This is a genomic window from Curvibacter cyanobacteriorum (assembly GCF_028649475.1).
GTDB lineage: Bacteria > Pseudomonadota > Gammaproteobacteria > Burkholderiales > Burkholderiaceae_C > Curvibacter > Curvibacter cyanobacteriorum.
Window position 1 is genome coordinate 100,595 of the sequence record NZ_JAQSIP010000004.1, and the last position, 15,415, is coordinate 116,009.

Annotated in this window: 15 protein-coding genes; all 15 read left to right on the top strand. The window is 54.0% G+C overall.

Features of this window, described 5'->3' with window-relative positions:
• The first annotated feature begins 25 nt into the window (after positions 1 to 25).
• On the top strand, positions 26 to 1,018 hold the full coding sequence (locus PSQ40_RS10035) for a glycosyltransferase family 2 protein (protein WP_273951255.1): 993 nt from the start codon (positions 26 to 28) through the stop codon (positions 1,016 to 1,018).
• Positions 937 to 2,268, top strand: coding sequence for a polysaccharide biosynthesis protein (locus tag PSQ40_RS10040; protein ID WP_273951256.1), 1,332 nt, complete (start codon positions 937 to 939; stop codon positions 2,266 to 2,268). Before PSQ40_RS10035 ends, PSQ40_RS10040 begins: the two co-directional genes overlap by 82 nt.
• A gap of 12 nt (positions 2,269 to 2,280) precedes the next feature.
• Complete coding sequence (locus PSQ40_RS10045) at positions 2,281 to 3,384, top strand: glycosyltransferase family 2 protein (protein ID WP_273951257.1); 1,104 nt, start codon at positions 2,281 to 2,283, stop codon at positions 3,382 to 3,384.
• 310 nt (positions 3,385 to 3,694) lie between these two features.
• Positions 3,695 to 4,675, top strand: coding sequence for an NAD-dependent 4,6-dehydratase LegB (locus PSQ40_RS10050; protein ID WP_273951258.1), 981 nt, complete (start codon positions 3,695 to 3,697; stop codon positions 4,673 to 4,675).
• A 7-nt stretch (positions 4,676 to 4,682) separates the two neighbouring features.
• Entirely contained in the window at positions 4,683 to 5,819 is a 1,137-nt protein-coding gene (locus tag PSQ40_RS10055; RefSeq protein WP_273951259.1) for a LegC family aminotransferase, read from the top strand.
• Between the two features lie 8 nt (positions 5,820 to 5,827).
• Positions 5,828 to 7,000, top strand: a complete 1,173-nt coding sequence (neuC, locus tag PSQ40_RS10060) for a UDP-N-acetylglucosamine 2-epimerase (protein ID WP_273951260.1) — start codon at positions 5,828 to 5,830, stop codon at positions 6,998 to 7,000.
• Between the two features lie 32 nt (positions 7,001 to 7,032).
• The gene (gene neuB / locus PSQ40_RS10065) at positions 7,033 to 8,103 is read left to right on the top strand and encodes an N-acetylneuraminate synthase (RefSeq protein WP_273951261.1); all 1,071 of its coding nucleotides are present in this window, start codon (positions 7,033 to 7,035) and stop codon (positions 8,101 to 8,103) included.
• The gene (locus tag PSQ40_RS10070; protein ID WP_273951263.1) at positions 8,100 to 8,744 is read left to right on the top strand and encodes an acetyltransferase; all 645 of its coding nucleotides are present in this window, start codon (positions 8,100 to 8,102) and stop codon (positions 8,742 to 8,744) included. Before neuB ends, PSQ40_RS10070 begins: the two co-directional genes overlap by 4 nt.
• A 39-nt stretch (positions 8,745 to 8,783) precedes the next feature.
• Positions 8,784 to 9,830: a nucleotidyltransferase family protein gene (locus tag PSQ40_RS10075; RefSeq protein ID WP_273951264.1), complete on the top strand. Its 1,047-nt coding sequence runs from the start codon at positions 8,784 to 8,786 to the stop codon at positions 9,828 to 9,830.
• Entirely contained in the window at positions 9,827 to 10,867 is a 1,041-nt protein-coding gene (locus PSQ40_RS10080; protein ID WP_273951265.1) for a Gfo/Idh/MocA family protein, read from the top strand. The genes PSQ40_RS10075 and PSQ40_RS10080 overlap by 4 nt, the downstream gene beginning before the upstream one ends.
• Positions 10,864 to 11,547, top strand: coding sequence for an acylneuraminate cytidylyltransferase family protein (locus PSQ40_RS10085; protein WP_273951267.1), 684 nt, complete (start codon positions 10,864 to 10,866; stop codon positions 11,545 to 11,547). Before PSQ40_RS10080 ends, PSQ40_RS10085 begins: the two co-directional genes overlap by 4 nt.
• A 2-nt stretch (positions 11,548 to 11,549) precedes the next feature.
• A complete protein-coding gene (locus PSQ40_RS10090) occupies positions 11,550 to 12,326 on the top strand; it encodes an oxidoreductase (RefSeq protein ID WP_273951269.1) in 777 nt (258 codons plus the stop codon).
• A complete protein-coding gene (locus PSQ40_RS10095; RefSeq protein ID WP_273951270.1) occupies positions 12,326 to 13,600 on the top strand; it encodes a hypothetical protein in 1,275 nt (424 codons plus the stop codon). Before PSQ40_RS10090 ends, PSQ40_RS10095 begins: the two co-directional genes overlap by 1 nt.
• 55 nt (positions 13,601 to 13,655) lie before the next feature.
• A complete protein-coding gene (locus tag PSQ40_RS10100; protein WP_273951271.1) occupies positions 13,656 to 14,798 on the top strand; it encodes an N-acetyl sugar amidotransferase in 1,143 nt (380 codons plus the stop codon).
• Entirely contained in the window at positions 14,795 to 15,412 is a 618-nt protein-coding gene (gene hisH / locus PSQ40_RS10105; protein WP_273951272.1) for an imidazole glycerol phosphate synthase subunit HisH, read from the top strand. Before PSQ40_RS10100 ends, hisH begins: the two co-directional genes overlap by 4 nt.
• Positions 15,413 to 15,415: the final 3 nt, after the last annotated feature.

The following is a 15,415-nucleotide window of genomic DNA, read 5'->3' on the forward strand; positions in this document are numbered from 1 at the left end:
CCTTGTCATCCCACAGCGCTGCCGTATGCTCCTCACCATTGCAATTCCCACCTACAACCGCGCTGAGAGTCTGCGTGCCACCTTGTTGGAGTTCGTCGCACAGATCAATCAGGCAGTCTTGACCGACGTGGAGATTGTCGTTTCCGACAACTGCAGCACGGACACCACGCAGCAAGTCTGCGCCAGTATCGCGACAGAACATCCGACTTTGAGCCTGCGGTACTTCTGCAACGCCTCGAACCTTGGTTTTGACGGCAATGTCAATGCATTGTTCGGTCATGCGCGAGGTCGCTACGTCTGGACCTACTCGGATGATGACCGACCTTCACCGAAGATGTTGGCACATGTCCTGAATCTCTTGGATCAGAAGGAAATCGAATTCGCTTTCATCAACTACCATGTCAGCGTTGATGGGCAGGTGCTACCTTCTCCGTTCGGCGCAGGACCTGACCGTTGGATTCCCTCACGCGATCTGCTTAAAACCATCCGCTTTTCCAACAGCCTGATCAGTTCCTGCCTTTTTTCGCGTCAGTCCTGGCTGAATGCCGAGCCGCTTCGGTACGTTGGGTCGCTGTGGATCCATTTCTTCATGGCCCGGGAGGTCCTACAGTCTGGCGAATCTCTGATTGTTGGTCAGCCTCAGTTCACCATGGTGCAAAGCTCCATTGAACAGTCGCGGGCCGAGAAACGTCAAGAGGGCAGTGGCCAGATCGAATACTACATGAGGGCGTATCTCAAGTTCGTGGAGTACGTCCATGATCTGCCTAATTTTAATTTTGACCGTGAAACCTGTACGCTGGCTCAGTCGATGTTGGAAGGTGCGGATCTCAATCAAATAGTGAGTTATAAGTTAACTGCCCAGCGTGATGAGTTGCAGCAACTGGTTCTAATATGGAAGCGACTGCTGCCATATCGGTCGACAACGCTCCGATTCTGGTGCATTACTACGCCATTGCTATTCGTCCCTGGCGGGATCTTTCGGCTGCTGAGAATTATGTCTCGGCTGGTGCGCTCATGAGTCTGGCCAACTTGTTCGGGTTCGCTTTGCGTGGTGGTTCTGCTGGTGCGAAGCTTCTGTTTGTTTTCTACTTGGCTGGCAAGGCCAGCAGTACACTTTTAGGCCAGGTCGCTATCGTCGTGACAATGGCGACCGTCTTCAGTCAAATAGCTGGGATGGAGATCAATCAAGTTATCGGGCGCCAACTGCACGCGCTCTCCATCACTGAACGACATCGATTGCTGCGCCGCCAAGCTCAAGCAGGGGTGGTTGCTTACATATTTTTATTGCCAATAGCGATATTGCTGTATGCCGATCTGTTGTCAGGCTACTGGCTCTGTACCTGCGGAATATTGGTGTTGGAGCATTTCATTCTTGAAGCCTATCGATTTAATGTTCTGATGTTGCGCCCTTTGTATGCAGCTGGGCTGTTGTTTGTTAAAAATGTTGGCTGGGTGCTGACTTTTATGGTTCTTGTCGAGAGCGGCTTCGCCAGCCCGTCTTTGTCGCTTGTGTTGGCTTGTTGGTGCGGATTGCTTGCCATCATGTCAGTCCCATTGCTATGGACTCCTCACACTTGGGCGACACTGAAGGATTTTGCGGCGTGGTCAATATGGCCTAGGCAATCTGGGGCGCTGATATGGCAAGCGCGTACATTCATAGTATCAGCGGCTGCTGGTGTTGGCATCGGTGCCATCGACAAGCTATTGATTGCTGAAAAATTTTCTGCAGCGGATCTGGGTGTTTACTTCTTCTTTGCCAGTTGTGCGTCAATTGTCTCATTGGTCGCATCATTCACTATCGGTTCGACAGTTGGACCACAGTGTATCAAAGTCTATGCAGCTGAAGGACGGGATGCTTACCTTCCTCATTTAAAGCGACTCAAGCGACTGTATTTAATTACAACCGTCTGTACGATGGCTGTGATCACGTTGCCTGCCAATTTTTTGCTCATGCATTTTGGACATTCGGAGTATCGTTATCACATTGAAATTTTGTTTCTGCTGACGCCAAGTGCTGCATTGTTGGTGCTTTGTGAGCCGTATAAGGTCAATGCTTATGTGGAGCGTCAAGACTTATCCCTCATGCTTGGGACCCTATTCCATCTCCTGAGTGTTGCCTTGTGTGTCTCGCTGTTTGCGATCAAGCAAGACATTGTCTTTATTTCTGTTGGCATGCTCTTATCGTCTTTGCTGATTTATTTGTACTTCGCATTGGATGTCGGTAATCGGGTGATTGGCTGCTTTCGGCAGGGTTTTGTACGCCAGTAACAATGGCCCCGTATGACTCAAAAGATCCTAGAAATCCTGATCCCCACCTACCTGCGTCCCCAGGCGGCGATTGCCGCGATTGACTCGGTACTCGCCGCGGCGGATCAACGAGTGGCGGTCGCCTGCCACTCAAATTGTCCTGACCTTGAGCTGGAACTTGCTGCGAAACAGCGGCCTGCGCTGCGTTACGGGAGCTTTCCAGAGAACCGTGGTGCAGTGGCTAATTTCCGCAAGATGCTTGAGGAAAGCCGTGGGGACTACGTCATGTTCTTGTCGGATGAGGATCGAATCGATCATAAACACCTCGGTAGCTTTGTGAATTTTTTATCTGGCAAGCAATATGGCTTTGTGCTCTGCAACATCGTCGAGAGCAGTGGGGCGCAATATTTCTCAATCACATCGCTCCAGATTGAAATGCTTTCTGCACATGATTTGCTTGTTTTATTCACCCTTCACCCAACCTACTTGTCAGGTTACTGCTTCCGTCGAGATCTACTTTCTGAGGAGTTGATCTCCGCAAACTTTGAATCAGACGATTCAAACGTTTATCCGCATTTGCTGCTTCGTAATGCCATTGCTGGCTATGAGAGTGTCGGGCTGTTTGCTGGGGATATCATCATCAAAGGAGTGGAGGCAAATTTTGGTGGCGACTCCCACAGCCATGTCGCTCAGTCGGCTGCAGTGAAGCATAACCATCATCAACAATATTTGAATCCGCGGATTTATGGTCAAGGTGCACGCGCTCGCCAGTTGTATTATTTGGTGCCGCGGCTGGAGATGTGGTTGAAGGGGAGTTCTGTATTTCGGCGAGGTTACGTGAATTTCTATGTGCTGAGCGCTTGGTTGAATATTACCCATGATGCACACAAGCATGTGGATGCTATGACAGATATTCCCTCGCTCAGGGCCACGATTGGAGACTACAAGTCTGCCAATAAAAGGATGTCTGGCCTGATTGGGAGTTACAATCGCATCCTGTTGATGAAGTCGGTGGTGCTTCGGGGGATGGTTATTAAGGTAATGTGGCAGCTCGCCAAATTGGTGAAGTTGATACTATTTATTCGGCGTTTTGGCTTTGCCCGTACGCGGGCTTTTGTGGCGGGTAAGGGCGATTGAGTTGGGCATGGTCAGCCATCTTGATCAAAAAGATGTCTGGTGCTGAGCTGATTTTTTCTGGAGACCTGCCATGAGTGTTGCTTGTGCTAGCTGTTTTTTGAAGTGTGGTTAGTATCGAGTGCTCAGTGTGGCTGATAGCTTGGCTTATCATTAAGTATTAAAATGACTGTAGACATGGCTTGCGGTTTGTGTTTTTCTTGATCTGTCTGATGGGCTTTTTGCGGTTGTGTTGCGTTTTAGGATGTGGGTGCTGCTTTCGCTTGTTGGGTGAGCGGTTTTGGTAAAAATTGGTGGTGATTTTGGAGCGATTATGTTGACTGCACTTGTGACCGGCGCTGATGGTTTCATTGGCTCGCACCTCACTGAGATGCTTGTGGCTGAAGGCTATAAGGTAAAGGCATTGTCTCAGTACAATTCATTCAACTACTGGGGCTGGCTGGAGGATGTGGGTTGTCTGAAGGAGGTCGAGGTTCTTAATGGTGATGTTCGTGATCCTCACTATTGCAAGCACATCACCAAGGATGTGGATATCGTTTTTCATCTTGGTGCCTTGATCGCTATTCCCTATTCTTATGTGGCGCCTGATAGTTATGTGGATACCAACATCAAGGGCACGCTGAATATATGTCAAGCGTCACTGGAGAACGGTGTCAAGCGTGTTATTCATACGTCGACCAGTGAGGTTTATGGCACCGCGCAGTACGTTCCCATTGACGAGAATCATCCGTTGCAGCCGCAGTCGCCTTACAGCGCCTCAAAGATTGGGGCTGACGCGATGGCGATGAGTTTTTTCAATGCTTTCAACCTACCGGTCACCATTGCCCGTCCGTTTAATACCTACGGCCCACGCCAGTCGGCGCGCGCAGTGATCCCGACGATCATCACTCAGATCGCCAATGGTAAAAAGCAGATCAAGCTTGGTGATGTTTCGCCGACGCGCGACTTTAATTACGTACTTGATACCTGTCGAGGCTTCCTTGAACTGGCTCGTTGCGATCAAGCGATTGGCGAAACTGTCAATATTGGCTCAAACTATGAGATATCGATCGGCGATACCCTGTCGTTGATTCGCGAGTTGATGGACAGCGAGGTCGAGTTTCTAGCCGAGGAGCAGCGTGTCAGGCCCGCGAAATCTGAAGTTTTTCGCCTCTGGTGCGACAACGCCAAGATCCAGAGGTTAACCGGTTTCAAGCCGCACTTCGACATCCGAGCGGGTTTGCAGGCAACCATTGATTGGTTCATACAACCCGGGAACCTACAGAAGTACAAAGCTGACATCTATAACGTCTAAGGAAGACATGTTTGACTCGCTCATTCATTTCGTTCGCGATCAATACCGTACCGACGAGTTCATACCGCTGCATGCCCCGGTGTTCAGGGGCCGTGAACGGGAGCTGGTGACAGACACGATTGAGTCCACCTTTGTTTCCAGCGTCGGTGCCTATGTCGATCGCTTCGAGAAGGACATCGCGGCAATGACTGACAGCCCTCGCGCGGTTGCTGTCATGAACGGCACAGCCGCGTTGCACATCGCGTTGAAGTTGGTCGGTGTGGTACCGGGCGACTTGGTCGTGACCCAATCGCTGACGTTTGTGGCAACCTGCAACGCTATTGCATACTGCGGGGCCGAGCCGCTGTTCGTGGATGTCGATCGTCACACGCTGGGGCTGTCTCCCGCCGCCTTGGACGCCTGGCTTGGAGAGCACGCGTTGATCGATGACCGCGGCGACTGTCGAACCCGCGTGGGACACAGGCGCATCCGCGCCTGTTTGCCAATGCATACCTTTGGCCACCCTGTCGACCTCGATGCACTGGTTGCGCTTTGCCAACGATGGCGCCTTGTTCTGGTTGAGGATGCGGCCGAGTCGCTGGGCAGCTATTACAAGGGCCGCCACACCGGTAACTTTGGTCGGATCGGCGTGCTCAGTTTCAACGGCAACAAGATCATGACGACGGGTGGTGGTGGCATGCTGTTGACCGACGAGGTCATGGGCCTCCGTGCCAAGCACTTGACGACCACGGCGAAGGTGCCTCATCCCTTCGAGTTCGTGCACGACGAGGTCGGCTACAACTACCGAATGCCTAACTTGAATGCCGCTCTCGGCTGCGCACAGCTCGAGCAGCTGCCATCATTCCTTGCTTCTAAGCGGGCTCTGGCTGCCCGATACATCGAGTTTTTCAATGGCAGCGATCTCCAGCCGATCGTCGAACCCCGTGATTGCATTTCCAACTACTGGCTCAATGGGGTGATCTGCCAAGATCGCGCTCAGCGCGACGCCTTACTCAAGGCGACAAATGACGCGGGTGTCATGACGCGTCCGATCTGGGCATTGATGACGGGATTGCCGATGTTCGCCAATGCGCTTCAAGGCCCGCTGGACAACGCGGAGTGGCTGGAGGCTCGTGTCGTGAACCTGCCGAGCAGCGTGATCTAAGCTGGAGCATGAGCTTGCGTCGAATCGCTTTTTTCACAAGTACCCGCGCGGATTACGGGCTGCTCAGACCACTGATGGCGGAGGTCGTCGCGCGCATGGGGCTCGCTTTGCAGGTCATTGTGTCGGGGACTCATCTTTCAGAGGCTCACGGTGCTACGTGGCATGAGATTGTTGCGGACGGTTTTTCGATCGACGAGCGAGTCGACATGGAGATCACCACGGACGATGCCGAAGCGGTGGCATCATCAGCCGCTTTGGTCTTGTCTGGCGTCGCAAGGGCGTTGGTCCGACTCAAGCCAGATGTTTTGGTGCTGCTTGGCGATCGCTACGAATTGCTGGCTGCGGCTCAAGCCGCGGTGCTCTCCCGCGTGCCCATAGCCCACATCCATGGCGGCGAAGCAACCGAGGGGGCGATCGATGAGTCCATGCGCCACGCGGTCACCAAGTTGGCGCAATGGCACTTTGCTGCAGCGGCACCTTATGCAGATCGCATACGCCAAATGGGAGAAGCTGCTACCCGTGTCTGGAACGTCGGTGCGCCAGCGATGGACAACATTGCCGCACTGGATCCTGTTCCGAAGGAAGAGCTGGAGGCTTACCTCGGCTTGCAGTTGCGCAGACCAACTTTTCTAGTCACCTACCATCCGGTGACCCTCAGTGACGACAGGGGGCTCTTTGCGATGCAGGCGTTGCTGGCCGCTTTGGATGCAAGCGACGGTACGGTCGTCATCACGGGAGCGAATGTTGACCCGGGGGCTACAGCCATTCGCGCGTGCTTGCAAGACTATGCCTCTGCCAGACCGAGCCGTGTGGTACTGGTTGAGTCACTTGGCTCTCGGCGCTACTTGAGTCTGATGCTTCATGCTGATGCCGTCGTTGGGAACTCATCGAGTGGATTGTTGGAGGCGCCCGCCGTTGGCATTCCCACCGTTGACATCGGAGCCCGCCAGAAGGGGCGGCTGCGCGCACCTTCGGTACTGCATTGCGGCGAGAACGCGGCAGAGATTGGCAGCGCCCTGCGGGTTGCGCTCTCTGATCACCACAGAGCGATCGCCGCGCGGCGAGAATCGCCCTACGGCCAGCCGGGCGTGTCAAGAAGGATCATCGATCAGCTGGAGGCCGTCGATGTTAAGGTGCAAACCAAGCCGTTCGTTGATCGCCACTGTGCGGCCGACAACTGATTTTTTTATCCGATCAAATGACAGGGAGTCTCATGCACAAGGTCTATGTCATTGCTGAGGCTGGGGTGAATCACAACGGCGACCTTGATCTGGCGCGTGCACTTGTCGATTGTGCTGCCGATGCAGGCGCCGACGCCGTGAAGTTCCAGACCTTCGACGCCAACAAGTTGGCCACGGGTGCGGCGCCGAAGGCTCGTTACCAGCAGCAGACCACTGACGCCGCTGAATCTCAGCTCGACATGCTACGCAAGCTGGAACTGCCGCGCGAATGGCATTGGGAACTGCTTGAGCGCGCCCGATCAAGGGGGATCGAGTTCCTTTCCACTGCTTTCGATGCCGGTAGCTTGGCGTTTCTTGAAGAGCTTGACATGCCCTTCTACAAAGTACCGTCTGGTGAGCTTACAAATGGTCCGTTGCTCTGGCAGTTCGCCCGACTGGGACGCCCATTGGTGTTATCCACTGGCATGGCAACGATGTCCGATGTAGAGCAAGCGCTGGCGGTGGTGGCCCATGCTGTCAATGCACCTGCTGAGCCTGCCGATGTTGGCGATGTGTGGCGTGGCTGGACCGATCCGGCTTGGCGTGCCAGCCTCAACGGGCGGGTGACGTTACTGCATTGCACGTCGCAATACCCGACACCGATGAATGAGTGCAACCTGCGCGCGATGGACACCTTGCGTGCGTTTGGTTTTCCGGTTGGTTACTCGGACCATACGAAGGGAATTTTGATTCCGATTGCAGCGGTTGCACGTGGCGCAACCCTCATTGAAAAGCACTTCACGCTGGATCGTAAGATGCTCGGTCCAGACCACAGAGCATCACTCGAACCAGATGAGCTGACGAAAATGGTTGCGCAAATTCGCGACCTGGAGGTGGCTTTGGGTGACGGCACCAAGTGCCCACAGCCGAGTGAATGGAACACCCGTCAGGCGGCTCGTCAGCATGTGGTGGCTGCCCGCCACATTGCCGCCGGGACCTTGCTTTCTCGCGACGATCTCACAACCGCTCGAAGTGGCGGTGGACTTCAGGCCACGGACCTTTGGGGGCTGGTAGGTGTGCCCACGGTTCATTCTTACGCAGCAGGGGAGCCGATAAAACGATGAGTCCCGGTGTACGTCCCCTCGTTCTGCTCGGTGCTGGTGGTCACGCCAGGGTGCTGGTCGCACTCGCTCGGGCCGCGGGCTATATGATCCTGGGCGTCTGCGATCCAGCACTGGCGGCGAAGGGCATGACTCGCTGGGAGTCTCTGGATGTGCTTGGTGATGACCGAGCTCTTGAAGGGCTTGATCCCCGCCGCGTCGAGCTGATGCTTGGTGTGGGGCAGCTGACAACATCCAAGGTGCGGGAGCAGCTTTATGCCTCATGGCGGGCTCGCGGGTATGCATTTCCGCCGCTGGTGCATCCCGCGGCCTGGATTGCGCCCGGTGTCCTCTTGAGTGATGGTGTGCAAGTGATGGCGGGCGCCGTGATCCAGCCAGGCTGTGAGATCGGCGACAACAGCATTGTCAATACGCGAGTCAGCATCGACCATGACTGCCGCATCGGACGCGGTGTCCACGTGGCACCAGGTGCAACGCTATGCGGTTCTGTCACGGTCGAAGACGGTGCTTTCATCGGTGCGGGCTCGACGGTGATTCAGGGCGTGCGTGTCGGCAAAAGAGCCGTGGTGGGGGCCGGTGTGACCCTGGTCGGAGATTTGAGCCCTAGTGCAACCATCATTGGTGCGGCGAATCGTTTGCGTTGACAGGCGATTGAAACTAAAAGTACTCAGGAAAAGTTGGGAATGAAAAACTGGAAGACTGTCGCCGCTTTACCGAATACGCCACTCGAGCAGGCGATCGGCGTGTTGGACAAGGGCGGCCTCGGGATTGTTCTTGTGACAGACTCCGACGACACCCTTCTTGGCACCATGACAGACGGTGATGTACGCCGGGCACTTTTACGCCATCAGACGATGGTCACGCCGGTCAGCGAAATCATGTGTTCCACCCCGCAGGTCGCCGAGTTGCACTGGTCGCGCGAGAAGCGGTTGTCAATCATGGAGTCAAATCGGATCCTGCAGTTGCCAGTCGTGGATGCCAGTCGCCGTGTCGTCGGTATCGAGACGCTGCACGACATGTTGGACCACAAGCGGCTCGAGAATCCTGTTTTCTTGATGGCAGGAGGTTTTGGCAAGCGTTTGTTTCCGCTGACCCAGCGCTGTCCTAAGCCCATGCTCAAGGTTGGCGGAAAGCCGATCCTGGAACTGATCTTGCAGAGCTTCGTCGACGCCGGATTTCATCGGTTCTACATATCAACGCACTACTTGCCAGAGGTGATACGTGAGCACTTTGGCGACGGCAGTCGTTGGAACGTCAGCATCCAGTATGTGCACGAGGATGAGCCCTTGGGGACTGGCGGGGCCTTGGGCTTGTTACCTCATGACGAAATTGAGATGCCTATTTTCCTGATGAATGGGGATCTCTTGACGCGTGTTGACTACCGCAGTCTGCTGGATTTTCATGAACGCCACGAGGGCTCGGCCACCCTCTGCGTGCGGGAGTATGAAAGCCAGATCCCCTATGGCGTCATCCAGAGCGACGGCCATCGCATCACACACATTGTTGAAAAGCCTGTCCAGCATTACTTCATCAACGCTGGCATTTACATGCTGTCGCCAGAGTTGGTCCGCCGAGTCGCACCCGGTGAGCGGATAGACATGCCAACGCTGCTAGAGCGCGAAATTGATGCTGGTCGTGCCGTCAACATGTTCCCGGTTCATGAGTACTGGCTCGACATCGGGCGCATGGACGATTTCCAGCGTGCGCAGCAAGAAGTCCTGAACCCGTGAGCACGCCTCATAAAGCCCTTGTTGTTGGCAGCGGCAGCATTGCCCGGCGACATCTGGCCAACTTTCGCCGGCTGCTGCCTGAGGCTGAAATTGGATGCGTGTCGTCTTCTGGACGCCGGCTCGCTGAGAGCGAGACCGTGGCCACGATTCAGTTCACGTCGATGGAGGATGCCGCCGCCTGGGCACCTGATTTGGCCGTTGTAGCTTCGCCGGCGCCTTTTCACCTGGAGCATGCTTGTTTCCTGTTGGATGCCAGCATTCCTGTGCTAATTGAGAAGCCATTGAGCGATAGCTTGGACCGTGTGCGTACCGCGGCCCCCTTACTGGCTCGTCACCGGGACCGCATCGAAGTTGCCTACAATCTGAGGTACCTGTCGTCGGCTTTGCAAATGAAGGCCTTGATTGAGACTGAACGCGTCGGTCGAATTCTCGGCCTGCGAGTCGAAGTTGGTCAGTACCTACCCGATTGGCGGCCCCAGGCAGATTACCGCGAACAGGTGTCTGCGAGACGGGCGCTTGGCGGCGGGGTTCTGCTGGAGCTCAGCCATGAGTTGGACTACTTGAATTGGCTTTTTGGTCGCTTTGAAAAGGTTTTCTGCATTGCGACGAACAGCGGGCAGCTCGAAATTGACGTTGAGGATCGCGCGGATCTTTTGCTGGCGCGCGAGGACTTGACGGCGCAGGTGCACTTGGACTTCTTGCAGCGTCGCGCCAGCCGCAGTTGCAAAGTGATCGGCTCCAGCGGCAGCTTGCATTGGGATCTCGTTGCCAATTGCATTTCTATGGACAGCCCGAGTGGCACGGAGGTTCTCTTCTCGGACTCAGCTGCTGACCGAAATGACATGTACGTCGAACAACTGCGTGGCTTCATCGAGGTTGCCAAAGGCCGAGCGTTGCCACGCATCACGCTGGAGGACGGAATGGCCGTCCTTTGCATGGTCGAAGCAATGCGTCAGTCTGCCGCTACCGGTCTTCAGATCCCTATCCTCGCTGACCCCCTCCTTGCGCTTCTTCCCCCTGAATACCATTCACCATGACCTGGCGCACTTTTGCCTTCATCTTCGCCCGGGGCGGCTCCAAGGGACTGCCTGGAAAGAACATCAAGCTACTTGGCGGGATTCCGCTGATAGCCCATGGCATACGCCTGGCCCAGGCGATGGAGCGTATCGAAAGGATCTTCGTCTCCACGGATGACGCTCAGATCGCTGCTGTCGCGAGGCAGTTCGGTGCCGACGTCATTGACCGGCCGGCGGCGTTGGCCACGGACACAGCGTCTGAATGGCTGGCTTGGCAACATGCGATTCAGCATGTCCGTGCGCTCGGCTTTGACTTCGACGTCTTCCTGAGTTTGCCTGCGACCAGCCCACTGCGAAGCGAACAAGATGTCAGTAACTGTATTGACGCTTTGCAAGATGACGCAGACATCGTGATCTCCGTCACGCCGTCGGCGCGCAGTCCGTACTTCAACATGGTCGTCACCAACGAGGCGGGTTTGGCGAGTGTCGTTCTGGGGGATGCCGCACTTCAACGGCGCCAGGATGTCCCGCCGGTGTATGACATCACGACAGTGGCCTATGTGGCGAAACCCGATTTCATCTTGGCGCATGAGCGATTGTTTGACGGGCGCGTCCGGCCTGTCGTTGTACCGAAGGAGCGCGCAGTGGACATCGATGATGAATTTGACTTTAAGGTAGCTCAAGCGCTGCTCGACTTATGAACATGACTTCCGTACTTCACGCTAAAACGGTCCTCATCGTCGGGGCTGCTGGACGAATTGGAAGCGCTGTTGTTGACGCAGTGCTGTCAGCCGGCGGCAGGGCAATCGCCCTCGACACGGATGCCGCTGGCCTGCAGACCTTGGTCGACGCGCACGGCACAGACGCCTTGGTCTGTGGATCGGTCGACATGGTCGATCGCGAGTCAGTCGACCGTGCTTTAAGCTCCGCTCATGACCGATTTGGCGCTGTCGATGGGGCTGTGAATGCGGCCTATCCGCGCAATACGCGCTATGGGCGACATTTCTTCGACGTCGAGTACGCCGACTTTTGCGAGAACACTGGCCTGCACATGGGGGGGTATTTCCTATTCATGCAGGCGTGTGCTCGCTATGCACTCGAGCATCAGCGACCGTTCTCGCTGGTCAACTTGTCCTCGATCTACGGCTCGATGGTGCCGCGCTTTGAGGTTTACGACGGTACTGCCATGACCATGCCGATCGAGTACGCCGCTATAAAGGCCGGCATCGAACACATGACGGGCTATGTCAATGCCTACATGAAGAGCCGGAATGTTGCATTTCGCGCCAACTGTGTGAGCCCGGGTGGCATCTTGGCTGGACAGGATGAGCAGTTTCTAGCCCGCTATGGAAATCATTGTTTATCCAAAGGAATGCTGGATGCCCGGGATATCACGGGTGCCATTGTCTTCTTGCTTTCGGATGGCGCGCGCTATGTTGTAGGGCAAAACCTGGTCGTGGATGACGGTTTTTCCATTTGATGATTTCCCGCATTCGACTTCGATTGTTGGCTGATTACATTGCGGCAACTCGCAATGAGATCGCCGTTGATGAGATGTTTTTGGCGCTGTCTAAAGTAGACGCTGTTGACGTCGGCTACTTTCCGCGTGTGCCGCATTGGATCAGTTTTGCCAAACGCCAGCCGAATCTGGTTCGCCTGGTGTTCCACATCGCCCGCGTGGTTTGGCTGGGCGGTGGGGCAGCGATTTTCTTTGTCCTGGAGTACTTCAAATTCAGGCGCTTACACCGTATTACCCATGTCGACCAATTACCTCGACACGACGGTGCCGTTCTTTATTTGTCTAAGCGTGTTGGTGATGTTTTAAATCCCACTCAGTTCCCCGCGTTCCCGCGAATATGGTTTACGCTTCCCTGGGTGCCTCCGCAAGGTATTCAGAAGGGGGTGGCAGAGTTGCCCATGCTGTCAGTCTTGCGGGTCCAAGACCTGCGTGAGGCCCTCGTTGACGCGATGATTGTGACCCACCGGAGGCGACGCAAGCAACGTCTATCACCCTGGGTGCTGCAAACATACACGGCATTCCGCTGGTTCTTAGTACGCCGGGCATTGAATTGTTTATCGGGAACATTGGTCACGTCGGAACATTATGATCGATGGGCTGTGCTGGTCGATAGAACTGTACGGGAGCATCGTCGCGTTTCATGCAGCACAGCCCGACTGGTCCTTGTGCAGCACGGGGCAATGACTGGACTTAATCAAGAATTGCCCCTTCGGAAATCCTTGTTGCAATTGCCGACACGCTTGCGGCAAGTAGACGAACTTCACGTTTACAACAGCGATGAAGCCGCCGCATTTGAGGCGCATGTATTTGCCCCAGGCAGGGCAGCACCGATGCCAGAGGTCTACTTTTTCAAGCCTCTGATTGAACTTCGGGGATCCCCATTTTCGGAGCATCAGCGGCTCCTTTTTGTCGGGCATCCCCTCTGTGAGGGTTTTCAAATTGAGATCTTTCAAAGGTTGAAAGCCTGTCGGAACGTCGAAGTCTATTACAAACCTCATCCAACAGCGCCCATGTCCAAGTTGATTGAGGCACTTGACTGGGTGTTGATTCGAGACGTCAATTATTTCCCAAAAGTGGATTTGCTTGTTTCATACCCTTCGACTTTAGTGGTTGAGTATGAGGGTGTCGGTATCCCCGCGTCAGTTCACCCCCTTGATGTGGCTGTCGATGATGCACCTCTATTTTTTGAAAAGACGCTGGCCATCATCGATGGTCGGCTAGAGGGTTTAAGATGAGATTGCTGATTGATATTTTATCATATCAGCCAATGAAGGTGTTGAAGATAACGTCATGAATAAGTCACATCAAGTTTGTAAGCGTTGCATTATGGATGCATCGGATCCTGGCATTTCTTTTGATGCGTCGGGTGTTTGTGATTATTGTAATAATTTTGATTTATTGATTAAGCCGAGCTGGCTGGTTGGACCTGCTGGGCTGCGGCAATTGGATGTTATGGCGGATGATATTCGCCGTGATGGACGAGGTAAAGATTTTGATTGTATTATTGGGCTTAGTGGCGGTCTTGATAGTTCATATGTCTGCTATGTGGCGAAGGAAAAGATGGGTTTGCGTCCACTTTTATTTCATGTGGATGCCGGCTGGAATACAGACCAAGCGGTTAGCAACATAGAAAAGCTGGTTGATGGCTTGGGTTTGGATTTGTATACGGATGTTGTCGATTGGGAATCTATCAAGCGGATGCAGGTTGCGTTCATGCGCTCTGGTATTCCTGATCAAGATCTTGTGCAGGATGCTGCATTTTTTTCGGGTCTTTATAGATTTGCGCGCAAGTACAAAATAAAGCACATCATGACAGGTTCGAACTTTTCTACAGAATGTTGTCGTGAGCCGGAGGCTTGGGGTGGCTATCTGGGAATTGATAAAACGTTGTTTGGTGACATTTGGCGAAAGTGTGGGGATGGTTTGCCAAATGAGGATTTTCCCCTGGTGGATATCTTGGTTTACAAGCTTTGGTATCAAAAGGTGTTGGGTATGAAGGTTCATCACCCGTTGAATTTTGTGCCATTTATAAAAGAAGATGCTGAAAACGAGCTGGCACGTCGATTTGGTTGGCAGCGTTTTCAGCATAAGCACCACGAATCACGCTTTACTCGATTTTATGAGGATTATTGGTTGCCGCGCCGGTTCGGTTTTGAAAAGCGGCGTGCTCATTTTTCCAGCTTGATCATGACGGGGCAAATGACGCGTGAGCAAGCAGTTGAGCGTATTTCGCGTCCTGAAATGGATGAGCATTTTTTGACCCGAGAGTTTGAGTATGTCGCGCACAAGCTTGGTCTGACTGTGGAAGGCTTGACACATCTTTTTCAAATGCCCAAGAGAACCTACCGTGACTATAAAAACAAGCGTGATCTGATTGGCCTTGGGTCAAATGTCATGCGCAAGATCGGACTGGAGAAGAGGTATTTTAGATGATCTGTATCGTTGACTACGGTGTTGGTAACGTCCAGGCCTTTTTGAATCTTTTCAAGCGCTTAGGCGTTGATGCGCGTCGAGCTTGCACTGCTGATCAGTTATCGGGTGCGGAACGCTTGGTTTTGCCGGGGGTGGGTCATTTTGACCGCGCCATGCTGCGGTTGAATGAGTCGGGTTTGCGCCCTAAACTTGATGAATTGGTGTTGGGCGCTCAAGTCCCCGTTATTGGTGTTTGTGTCGGTATGCAAATGCTGGCCTGCCAATCTGAAGAGGGGAACATGCCAGGTTTGGGTTGGGTGCCGGGGTGTGTCAAGGCGTTTGCCAATCATCCGCTCACCGCTCAGATGCCAATGCCGCACATGGGGTGGAATGATTTGCAATCGAAGTCGACGAGCAAGTTATTCTCACGGGGATTTGAGGGCGGCGCGCAGTTCTATTTTTTGCACTCTTATTATTATGATGCTGAGGATAAGAGCGACGTGGCTGCGACAGCTCAATATGGTATAGATTTTGATGCGGCTGTGTCTCGTGGCAATATTCATGGTGTTCAGTGTCACCCGGAAAAGAGTCATCATTGGGGTGAGCAGCTTCTTAAAAATTTTGTCGAGTTGTAGAAC